This is a genomic window from Bacteroides ndongoniae (genome assembly GCF_900108345.1).
Classification (GTDB): Bacteria; Bacteroidota; Bacteroidia; order Bacteroidales; family Bacteroidaceae; genus Bacteroides; species Bacteroides ndongoniae.
The window spans coordinates 515,407-527,059 of sequence record NZ_FNVV01000013.1 but is presented as its reverse complement, the minus strand read 5'-3'; the positions used below and the strand labels follow the sequence as shown (position 1 = coordinate 527,059).

The window sequence follows — 11,653 nt, the reverse complement described above, 5'->3', positions numbered from 1 at the left end:
CAAAAAAACACCTACAAACAACTTCCATACCTCTACATGCATAACCATCAAAACCATACCCTGAAAGCCGGCACACGTGCTTTGCTGATGATGACTTTTTCGTCGGTAGGAGGCGTAAGCTGAAGAACCATCCGCCCGCCAAACCACAGACTGACGCCTACGACGGCTTTGTGGGCAATGATATACTGACGGTTGGCCCGGAAGAACTGACGGGGATTCAGCAACTCGGCCAATTCATCGAGCGTCTGTCGGAAAATAAAAGTCTCGGAAGACTGGAGAACCGCCTTAACCACTCCATCGCTGATGTAGAAATAAGAGATCTGGTCTACACTGACCGGCACGAAACGGTCGCCTTTCACAGGAACCAGAAAGTGAGTTTTATATCCTTCTTCCCGCTTCAGGGCGTGCATGACAGCCTGAAAATCGGTCTTCGTACTCTCCGCTTTCGCACCTCCGAGCAGCTTCAGCTTGTCGATGGCCATTTGCAGGTCGGCACTGCTGATGGGTTTCAGCAAATAAGCAATGCTATTCACGCGAAAAGCCTGCAAAGCATATTCATCGTAAGCGGTGGTAAAGATGATGGGACAGGTGATGTCAACCTGCTCGAAGATGCCGAAAGCCGACCCGTCTGCCAGGTGGATATCCATAAATACCAGTTCGGGCATGGAGTGGCTGGCAAACCACTCCAGTGTATCGGTCACACTATCCGTCTCGCCTACAATATCGAAATCGGTATCCACCTCTTGCATGGCTGCTTTCAGGTTGCGAAGGGCAGCCTTTTCGTCTTCTATAATCAGTGTCCTCATATCAGTGGCAAGGTTACTTTAAAGTCGTTGTTGCTTTCTTCGATGGTAATGTCTTTCCCGAAAAGCAGCCGATAACGTTTGGACAGATTGGCCAGTCCGATGCATGTACTGCTACTGCTTGACAGTTTGGGCTGTATACGATTCGTGACATACAGTTCATTACCATTCGCCCGGATGCTGATCGTTAACGGATTCCGCCGGCTGATTTCATTATGCTTCACCGCATTTTCCACCAGCATCTGTACTGCCATTGGCGGTACCTCCCGCTGCAACAGCTCCTGCGGGATATCTATATCGAAGTGCAGATTGTCCTCGTAGCGCATCTGCAAAAGATATATGTACGAACGTACAAAAACCATCTCTTCATTCAGAGTGACAGTATGCGACAGATTGTCGTGCAACGTATAGCGCATGACCCTCGACAGTTCCTGAAGATAATTCTGAGCCTTGTCCGGCGATTCCCGTATCAGCGAATACAACGTATTGAGCGAGTTGAAAAGCATATGCGGATTCAGCTGGCTTTTCAAAGATTCGTATTGGTTGACAAGATTTTCCGTACGCAACTGCTCGTTTTCGAGCAGCATCTTGCGGCTACGCCGGTTCTGATAATCCAGATAGCAAGTGCCCGTCACAATGCAGGCTATCAGGATGTCCCTCAACGGATGCAGGTAATGATGGAGCATGGCAGTGATGGCCGGTATGCCGAAGTGCTGGTGAGCATAAACAAAGCCTTTTCCCAACAGGTTGCATACAACCAGTGTGACCACAAAACTCACCACTACTCTTTTCCAACTCAATGCTGTAGCCAAGCTGCCGGACATCATGATTCTGACATTGATGAAAAACAACAACAGTATGGAGAAATAAGTAAACAGTATTTCGTAACAGACATTGAGCCAATGAATATCCGGGAACAGATGGCTGCCCGATACAGGATCGGACAACGCTATCAGTTCGGGCAAGTGCATGAGGAACGCCACGATAACGGAAATGGCATTCAACATCAGCAGAAACTTCTTATGGATGCGCAATAACTTCATGCGGCAAAGTTAGTGTTTTTTATCCATAATTCTGGCCGCCACATACATTCCCGGCCGGAAATCGGAATTAGTCTGCGTGATACGCGCATAGACTTTAATGGAACGGTTGACGTTGTCCACCATCTGATCTACCGAAACAAGTTCGGCTGTGAACGTTGTATCCTGCATGCCATTGACCTTGAACGAAAAGCGACTGCCGGGCAACAGTTTGTCCAGGTCTTTTTCGTAAGCCGTAAGCTGCAACATGGGGTTGCTCTTGTCAATCACATCACAGACTGGTTCGCCGGCAGCAAAATACTTGCCTGCATTGACATTCATGTTGGTTACGTAGCCGTTGCGCGGAGCACGTACTTCCAGATAGGTGCGAATACCGTCGCGAGTCACTGCTACAGTATCTGTACCCAGCAAGGCCAGTTGGGCGGCAGCAGCCTCCATACGGCTTTTCATGGACAGATAGTCGGCCTTGCTTTGCTGCATACGTTTCAACGAAGCCGATTCGCCGGAAACAAGTTTCTGCTGACGCTCGTATTCCTTCTTCAGATATTCGGTCTGGGCAGCAGCATCGAGATAGGATTGCTGAAGCTCGATAAAGTCCGGATTGGCCAAAGTCAGCAGGATTTCTCCCTTCCGTACATATTCACCCGGCAGGACACGGATGTCGTGTACCGAACCGCCCATGCTCAGCGTAACAGTCACATGACTCTGCGGAGGCATGACAATAACACCGTTGAACGACGGCGGATTGGCCACGTTGGTAGCACCGCTTATGCCGTCTACTTCGGGAGTCTGTGTGGTGTCCGAACCGGCTTGCTCTGCCATCTCTGTAGCGTTTGCCGATTCAGTCTGCTGGGCAGAGGGATTTGAACACGATGCTGCCAGCAAAGCAAGCATCAGGTAAATCATTCGTTGTTTCATCAGGTTCATCTTATTCATTTTTTCTAATGTTCGTTTTTAGTGATAAATTCTTGGACTCAGGAACCACTGTCTTATTCAGTGTAAAGTTCCAATTCTAATAAGGTAACGTTGTAGGCATAGACCGTTTCAATATACCCGCGCTTGATTTCGCGGACAGTATTCAGGCTTTGAATGAATTCGCTGATATCGGTTTCATTCTCCTGAAACTTTTGGGTTGCACTTTGCTGTAAAGCTTCAGCTTCCTTGATAGCTGCCTGCTGATAATAAGTCAGACGTTCGCGCTGACGGGCAAGCTGGCTTTGCAGTTCGCTTACTTTATTGGACAGTTGCTGCCGATTGGCCTCTGCCTCCCAGCCGGCTGCCTGCATAGCGATGCGCGCCTGTCTGGCACGGCTCCGCTGAGGGAAAAAGAGAATGGGGAAAGAAGCCCCTACCATCCACGAATTAAGTCCGGTAAGCGGAGCTATCTTCTGACGGACATAACCAATGGAAAACTCAGGAAAGAAACGGCTTCGTTCAATTTTCAACAAGTCTTTTTTCTCTTGCAGCTGAGCATTGAAATAATCCAGATGACGGGTTGACAGGATACGACCCTCTGTCGGCATCTGCATAACCGACAGGGTCGTATCGGCAGGGACCAAAGGCCGATCGCTATAACAAGTCCATACAAACCGGCGTTCGGCCAGTGTCAGGTCTCCGGCTGTTTCCATCCATCGTGTATTCAGGTCGGCTGCCAGTGCTGTTATCATGTTACGTTCGGCCAGATCAATGTCTCCCTGAAGGTAACGCTGTTCACCACTGTTCCGCAACTGTTCAGCCAGTTCTTTCTGTCCATTGTACAAAGCGTTAAGGTTGAAAGCATACTGGTAGTACGCCCATGCCCGCTTTACTTCTGCAGTGATTTCTTTCTTCACCATGTCCCGATAGCTTTTTCCTTTGTTTATCTGCGTGTTGGACAATGCATTCTTGTAGAAAGGAGTCAGCAGAGAGCCAAGTGACTGCTCAATAGCCAGTTCGTTATCGTGGCGGTCGGTACCATTCAACTGTCCCCACGAATAACTGAAAGAAGTATTGCCACCATCCCAGGCTTCGCCTTTCGAAGCACGGGCACGTTCAATCTCCGACTCGGCCATCTTCAGACGCGGATGATTGCGCAAGGCTATTTCAACAGCCTGCTCCAAGGTCACCGGCTGCTGCGCTTGTACGGCAGGCACACTGATGACCAGCATGGCGATGCCAAGCATCATCCGACGAAAAGCAAGACGATTCTTCCTGCGTATGCGTCTGGCAGCGATACTGCCCACCAGGCGGTAGAATACAGGAATAATGATCAGCGTCAGTATGGTAGACACAATCAGTCCGCCTATCACAACTGTAGCCAGCGGACGCTGTACTTCGGCACCGGCCGAAGTAGCGATAGCCATCGGCACAAAGCCCAACGAAGCTACCAATCCGGTCAGGAAGACTGGGCGCAGCAAATGCGGACACCCTAAAGATATGATACGATCGGTACACATATGATATTTAGTTTGTTTGCGTATATCGTTGAAATGATTGATCATCAGAATTCCGTTCAATACGGCCACACCAAAAAGGGCAATGAAACCGACACCAGCCGAGATACTGAAAGGTAAGCCGCGCAGCCACAGAGCTACGATACCTCCAATCAGTGAAAGCGGAACGGTGGAGAATACGACCAGCGAATAGATGACGCTGCGGAACGCAAAGAACAGCAACAGCAGGATGAGCAGCAAAGCAATAGGGATAACCACCGTCAGAGTGCTGATAGCGTTCTGCAGATTTTCAAACTGACCGCCGTATTCGAAATAATAACCGGGCTTAAGTTTCACGTTCTTTTCGAGCGCGTCGCTGATTTGGCTGACTACTTGCTGAATGTCGGCATTGCGCACATTCACACCAATGACAACCCGGCGTTTGGTAGCGTCACGATTAATCTGGAGAGGTCCGTTCACCAGTTCGATACTGGCTACTTCACTAACCGGCAACTGAATGTTATCCTTAGTACGGACAAACAGTTTGTCGATGTTCAAATCACTCACCTTTTCCTTGTCCAGACGAACAACGAGGTCGAACCTGCGCTCGTTCTCGAATACCACTCCTGCCGTCTCGCCTGCATAAGCAGTACGGATAACAGTATTCAGTTCTTCGATGTCGATACCATAACGGGCTATTTTTGCGCGGTCGTAGTGGACAAGCAACTGTGGAAGTCCCATGGCCTGTTCCACCAATACGTCGGCTGCTCCGGGAACCTGTTCCACGTAGCGGGCTGCTTCCTGAGCCTTTGCATACAATTCGGCCATGTCTTCTCCATAAAGTTTGATGGCAATATCGGCCTTGGCACCTGTCATCAGCTCGTTAAAACGAAGCTGGATAGGCTGACTGAAGTTAAATTCGGCTCCGTCAATAGAGTCCAGACACTGTTTCATCTTCTCTACCATCTCTGCACGGCTCGACGCGAAAGTCCATTCGGCAAAAGGTTTCATAACAATCATCACATCGGCATCTTCCACCGCCATCGGGTCGGTCGGAACTTCAGCTGTACCGATCTTGGCTACAACATGCTTGATTTCGGGAAAGCGTTCTTTGAGACGTTTTTCTGCTTCGAGCGAAACTTCAATGCTACGGCTCAGCGAACTACCGGCAGGCAGCGTCATCTGCATGGCAAAGTCGCCTTCATCAAGGGTCGGGATAAATTCTGCTCCCAACTTTGTGAAAAGCAGCAACGAGAGCAACAGGGCTACAAAAGAAGCAGCAATAGTACCCCACACATGAGCCAGACTGAAACGAAGCACACGCTGATAGATTTTATTCAGCCAGTCGAAGAAACGGTCGGCCAGTGTAGGCTTCACCGTCATGGTACGTTTCAGGAAGAGGGATGCCATCATCGGAACATAAGTTATAGAAAGAAGAAGAGCACCGATAATGCAGAACACCAGTGTCTTGGCCATCGGCGTGAAGTATTTGCCTTCGATACCGGTCAAAGTCAAGATAGGGAAGAACACGATCAGAATGATAAGTACGGCAAACGTAGCACTTCTCACCACACGGCCTGCTCCTTTTTCTACTTCCTGATCCATCTCCTGAGAAGTCAGCGTACGTCCTTTCAGTTCCCGCCCGTAAAGATGGGCCAGGATTCCTTCCAGAATAACAATGGAACCGTCTACCACGATACCGAAGTCTATCGCACCAAGGCTCATCAGATTGGCCGAGACATTAAATATACGCATCAGAATAAAAGCGAAAAGCATCGCTAGTGGAATGACCGACGCCACAATCAGGCCGGCACGCATATTGCCTAAGAAGATAATCAGTACCAGAAACACAATGATGGCACCTTCCACCAGGTTGCGTATTACGGTAGAGATATTACGTTTCACCAGCTCCGAACGGTTCAGATAAGGTTCCACACTCACTCCTTCGGGCAGCATCTTCTGGACTTTCTCCACCCGCTTCTCCAGTTCCTTGGTCACGACATTGGCATTGGCACCTTTCAGCATCATGGCAATACCGCCCACACACTCTCCTTCGCCATCTTTCGTCATGGCTCCAAAGCGTTTGGGAGCGCCGAACTGTACTTTACCAATGTCTCCGATGTGTACTGGTATACCGCCACGATTGGTCACAACAATCTGCTCCACATCATGCAAATCGTTGATCATACCTTCCGAACGGATATAATAGGCACGGTTTACCTTTTCTATATAACTGCCACCCGTATTCTGGTTGTTGCGGCTCAAGGCTTCGAATACCTCGCCGATAGTAATGTTGAGCGAATATAAGGCATCAGGATCTACCGCTACTTCATATTGCTTCAGATAACCACCGAAACTATTGATTTCTACAATACCGGGAATACCCGACAATTGTCTTTTCACAATCCAGTCCTGAATGGTGCGCAACTCCATGGCATCATAACGGTTTTCATACCCCGGAGCTACCTTAAGCACATACTGATATATTTCGCCTAAACCCGTCGTGATAGGCATCAGCTCGGGAGTTCCTAGTTCCGACGGAATTTCACCCGCCACCATCTGAATTTGTTCGTTAACCAGCTGCCTGGCGTCCAGCGTAGGAACATCTTCCTTGAAAACAACCGTTACAACCGATAGCCCGAAGCGGGATACCGACCGTATTTCCTCTACGTTCATGACGTTGCTCATGGCTATTTCGATAGGGAAAGTGATAAGCTGTTCCACTTCCTGCGGAGCCAGTGTAGGCGACACAGTAACAATCTGCACCTGATTGTTGGTAATATCGGGCACGGCATCAATGGGCAGCGTCAGCATGGAATATATGCCAGCCGCCAGCAAAAGCAGCGTGGTCAGCGCCACAAACAGCTTCTTTCTGATTGAAAAATGTACGATTTTTGTAAACATAAAATAAGCGACACTAAATTTATAATGATTACAAAGTTAGTGCTTATACAATCTACATTCTCCACCTCACCGTTGAAACGCCCAAAATGCAGGTTGAAATACACAATACGGGAAATGACCTTACCACAACATTCGTTCACAGTTCCCATCCCCAAACGTTTCGGAAGTGTTCAATGTCCGGAACATCGCCAGTAAACTCCATTTTTTATTACCGCCTCCTTGCATATCCCAAGAAAAAGCACGAATTTTGACGGACTAATCTATTAAATTGCAAAAACAGACATGCTCAGCAAGTTCAAACTAAACCAGCTGTACTTCAAGGACACACAGTTTGCCAACCTGATGACCAGACGTATCTTCAACGTTCTGCTGATAGCCAATCCTTACGACGCTTTCATGTTGGAAGATGACGGGCGCATCGACGAAAAGATATTCAATGAATACACCTCACTCTCGTTGCGCTATCCGCCGCGCTTCACACAGGTCAGTACGTGCGAAGAAGCCCTGAAGCAACTGTCATCCATAACCTACGACCTCATTATCAGCATGCCGGGAACAGGCGACAACGAAGGTTTCGACGTGGCACGTAATATCAAAGGGCAATATCCCAACATCCCGATGGTGATACTGACCCCCTTCAGTCACGGCATCACCAAACGCATAGCCAACGAAGACCTCAGCCCGTTCGAATACATTTTCTGCTGGCTGGGAAATACCGACTTGCTGGTATCCATCATCAAGCTGATAGAAGACAAAATGAACCTGGAGCATGACGTCAACGAGGTAGGCGTCCAGACCATTCTGCTGGTAGAAGACGGCATCCGCTTCTATTCGTCCATACTGCCTAATCTCTATAAATTCGTGCTGAAGCAGAGTCAGGAATTCTCGACCGAAGCCCTGAATGCCCACCAACGTACCCTGCGCATGCGTGGACGACCCAAAATAGTGCTGGCACGTACTTACGAAGAAGCTATTCACATTTACGAAAAATACAAAAACAACATATTGGGTGTCATTACCGATGTCCGTTTCCCTCGCGTAGAGCGTGGCGAAAAAGACGGGCTGGCCGGTATCAAGCTTTGCGCCGCCATCCGCAAGGAAGATCCGTTTGTGCCACTCATCATCCAATCGTCCGAATCGGAGAACGTTTCGTATGCAGCCAAATACGGTGCAGCTTTCATCGACAAGAACTCCAAAAAGATGGATGTGGACCTGCGCCGCATCGTATCGGAGAACTTCGGTTTTGGCGACTTCATCTTCCGCAATCCCGACACACACGAAGAAATTGCCCGCGTAAAGAACCTGAAAGAACTGCAAAACATCATCTTTGCCGTACCTGCTGAATCGTTTCTTTACCACATCAGCCGCAACCACATCAGCCGTTGGCTCTATTCGCGTGCCATGTTCCCCATTGCCGAGTTCCTGAAACCCATCACCTGGAACAGTTTGCAGGACGTGGACGCTCACCGCAAAATCATCTTCGAGGCCATTGTAAAATACCGCAAGATGAAAAACCAGGGTGTGGTAGCCATCTTCAAGCGCGACCGCTTCGACCGCTACTCCAACTTTGCCCGCATCGGCGACGGCTCGTTAGGAGGCAAAGGTCGTGGATTGGCTTTCATCGACAACCTGGTGAAACGGCATCCCGAATTTGAAGAGTTTGACAATGCACGAGTAGCCATTCCCAAGACTGTCGTTCTGTGTACCGACGTCTTCGACGAATTTATGGAGACCAATAATCTGTATCAGGTAGCCCTGTCGGATACAGACGATGCCACCATACTGCGCTACTTCCTGAAAGCCAAACTGCCCGACCGACTGGTAGAGGACTTCTTCACCTTCTTCGACGTGGTGAAGTCGCCCATTGCCATCCGCTCGTCCTCGTTGCTCGAAGACTCACACTACCAGCCCTTTGCCGGCATCTACAATACGTACATGATTCCCTACCTGGACGATAAGTACGAAATGCTGCGTATGCTCAGCGATGCCATCAAGGGCGTATATGCGTCGGTCTACTTCCGCGACTCCAAGGCCTACATGCAGGCCACAAGCAACGTCATCGACCAGGAAAAAATGGCTGTCATCCTGCAAGAAGTTGTGGGTAACCAATATGCCGAACGATACTATCCTTCGATGTCGGGTGTAGCCCGCTCGCTGAACTACTACCCCATCGGCGACGAGAAGGCTGAAGAAGGCATCGTAAACCTGGCTCTCGGATTAGGCAAGTACATCGTGGACGGAGGATTAACCCTACGCTTCTCGCCCTATCACCCCAACCAGGTGCTGCAGACCAGTGAAATGGAGATTGCCCTGCGCGAGACACAGACTCGGTTCTATGCCCTCGACCTGAGCAACGCCGGACACAACTTCTCCATTGACGACGGCTTCAACCTGCTGAAACTGCACGTCAAGGAGGCCGAGAAAGACGGTGCACTGAACTACATCGCTTCAACCTACGATCCGTATGACCAGATCATACGCGACGGGCTGTATCCGGGTGGACGAAAAGTCATCACCTTTGCCAACATCCTGCAACACGACGTTTTCCCACTGGCACGCATCCTGCAACTGGCTTTGAAATACGGCCAGGAAGAAATGCGCCGTCCCGTCGAAATAGAGTTTGCCGCCACCATGAGCCGCGAAAAGGATAAGACAGGTACCTTCTACCTGCTACAGATACGCCCCATTGTAGACAGCAAGGAGATGCTCGACGAAGACTTGGCCGCCATCCCTGACGACCAACTATTGTTACGCTCGAACAACTCGCTGGGACATGGCATCATGAACGAACTGTACGATGTGGTCTACGTCAAAACAGATCACTACAGCGCCTCGCACAATCCTGAAATAGCACGCGAGATAGAAAAGCTGAACCAACAATTCCTGAACGAACAGAAGAACTACATCCTTATCGGACCGGGACGCTGGGGAAGCAGCGATTCCTGGCTCGGCATCCCCGTGAAGTGGCCGCACATCAGCGCAGCCCGCATCATTGTGGAAGCCGGACTGACCAATTACCGTGTAGATCCCAGTCAGGGTACGCACTTCTTCCAGAACCTGACCTCGTTCGGTGTGGGCTACTTCACCATCAACGCCTTTATGAACGACGGCGTCTATAATCAGGACTTTCTGAACGCACAGCCTGCCGTATACGAAACGCAATACCTGAGGCACGTACGTTTCAGTCAGCCGGTTATTGCTAAAATGGATGGAAAGAGGAAACAGGGAGTCGTATTGTTGCCGTCCGATTAAAAATACAACCGCCGTCCGTCTTTTCACCGAAGCCTGTGCAGGGTAATCATCACCACCTCGGCCGGAGCGAACAGACGGATGGCGTGCTGGGAAGTACCGATGCCGTTGGTCACAATCATCGGAATGTGAGCGGAATTGTATTTCAGCCCAGTCAGGAAACGTTGGCCATAGCGCGAAGGAACCACCGGTGCATAACCGAAGAGGGTGACTTGTCCGCCATGCGTATGTCCGGCCAATATCAAGTCGGCATGGGTTACAGGCACATCCTCAGCATAGTCAGGCGTATGGGTTAGCAATATCACAAAGTCGTCGGGCGACAGAGCAAGTGTAGGCGATTGCCCGTTCTGCTTCAGGTCGAACGGATTGCGCACACCGGCTACCAGTATGCGATCCTTATCCCGCTTCAACGTATCGACCTTATGCTCTAATAAACGGATGCCGCGACGTTTCATCTCGTTCACCACTTCGCTGTAACAGGCTTCGTAATCGTTGTTTCCTAATACGGCATAAGTCCCCAACGGAGTTTTGACCTGCGCCAGGGCAGCCATCAGCGGAGCCACATATTGGCAACCTTCGTGATAGTCGCCGCCCATCAGCAAGACATCAGCATGCAGGAACGAAAGTAACCGTACCAGATCAGCCAACCCCTCCTCTTTCAGCAGACTCTTGTAGTGCAGATCGGAAATGAAGGCAATCCGGCAACTGTCGAAAGCCTCTGGAACATCGCGATGAGTGAAATCGTACATCCGAACACGCTTCACCCCTTTGTACGACGACGAGACATCAAGCGTGGTAAACGTAATCTGTGTGCCCCGTTTCACGATCTCCTTCTTCCTGATCTTCAGCTTAGCCAACGAACGCGACGAACGGGCAGAACGCCCCGACATGCGGCGAATGTCCCGCAAATCGGACTGATCGAACGTAAGCACTCCCACAAGCGAGACCGGTAATCCTACCGTATCGGCTCGTAAAACGCTGTCAGCAACCACTTCGAGTGACGGTAAGGATGACACTAAATTCCGCTTCGACTTACACGACGACAGAAGCATCAACAGCAAAAGAATGGATATATAAAAGAACTTCTTATTCATAACTGGGTGCAAAAATAGGCTTTTTTGCTATCTTTGCCCGTGGAGATTCACATTTATTAGATTAGAAAGGTAGTGAAAATAAAGAGGCAGAAACAAACACACTACATAAATATAATGCGAATACTATCCGGCAACTTCCGGCAACCAATCAT

The 11,653-nt window shown here is 49.6% G+C and carries 6 protein-coding genes; 1 reads left to right on the top strand and 5 read right to left on the bottom strand.

From position 1 onward, the window contains the following. Positions 1–47: 47 nt before the first annotated feature. From BQ5591_RS06415 to BQ5591_RS06400, 4 genes are read right to left on the bottom strand one after another with little or no spacing between them, the layout of a single operon-like run. The gene (locus tag BQ5591_RS06415; protein WP_071148820.1) at positions 48–806 is read right to left on the bottom strand and encodes a LytR/AlgR family response regulator transcription factor; all 759 of its coding nucleotides are present in this window, start codon (positions 804–806) and stop codon (positions 48–50) included. Then, entirely contained in the window at positions 803–1,846 is a 1,044-nt protein-coding gene (locus BQ5591_RS06410; RefSeq protein ID WP_071148819.1) for a sensor histidine kinase, read from the bottom strand. The genes BQ5591_RS06415 and BQ5591_RS06410 overlap by 4 nt, the downstream gene beginning before the upstream one ends. 9 nt (positions 1,847–1,855) lie before the next feature. Then, positions 1,856–2,779: an efflux RND transporter periplasmic adaptor subunit gene (locus BQ5591_RS06405; protein ID WP_235817049.1), complete on the bottom strand. Its 924-nt coding sequence runs from the start codon at positions 2,777–2,779 to the stop codon at positions 1,856–1,858. A gap of 53 nt (positions 2,780–2,832) precedes the next feature. Then, positions 2,833–7,158, bottom strand: a complete 4,326-nt coding sequence (locus tag BQ5591_RS06400; protein WP_071148818.1) for a CusA/CzcA family heavy metal efflux RND transporter — start codon at positions 7,156–7,158, stop codon at positions 2,833–2,835. 282 nt (positions 7,159–7,440) lie between these two features. Between BQ5591_RS06400 and BQ5591_RS06395 the strand changes: the two genes are divergently transcribed. Then, a complete protein-coding gene (locus BQ5591_RS06395) occupies positions 7,441–10,410 on the top strand; it encodes a PEP/pyruvate-binding domain-containing protein (RefSeq protein WP_071148817.1) in 2,970 nt (989 codons plus the stop codon). A 23-nt stretch (positions 10,411–10,433) separates the two neighbouring features. Here the strand turns inward: BQ5591_RS06395 and BQ5591_RS06390 are convergent, their stop codons facing one another. Further along, entirely contained in the window at positions 10,434–11,501 is a 1,068-nt protein-coding gene (locus tag BQ5591_RS06390) for a metallophosphoesterase (protein WP_071148816.1), read from the bottom strand. Positions 11,502–11,653: the final 152 nt, after the last annotated feature.

What these genes read in the sequence shown, in the direction of transcription:
- BQ5591_RS06395 (WP_071148817.1), top strand. Translation starts at nt 7,441, where the DNA reads ATGCTCAGCAAGTTCAAACTAAACCAGCTGTACTTCAAGGACACACAG.
- BQ5591_RS06415 (WP_071148820.1), bottom strand. Translation starts at nt 806, where the DNA reads ATGAGGACACTGATTATAGAAGACGAAAAGGCTGCCCTTCGCAACCTG.
- BQ5591_RS06410 (WP_071148819.1), bottom strand. Translation starts at nt 1,846, where the DNA reads ATGAAGTTATTGCGCATCCATAAGAAGTTTCTGCTGATGTTGAATGCC.
- BQ5591_RS06400 (WP_071148818.1), bottom strand. Translation starts at nt 7,158, where the DNA reads ATGTTTACAAAAATCGTACATTTTTCAATCAGAAAGAAGCTGTTTGTG.
- BQ5591_RS06390 (WP_071148816.1), bottom strand. Translation starts at nt 11,501, where the DNA reads ATGAATAAGAAGTTCTTTTATATATCCATTCTTTTGCTGTTGATGCTT.
- BQ5591_RS06405 (WP_235817049.1), bottom strand. Translation starts at nt 2,779, where the DNA reads ATGAATAAGATGAACCTGATGAAACAACGAATGATTTACCTGATGCTT.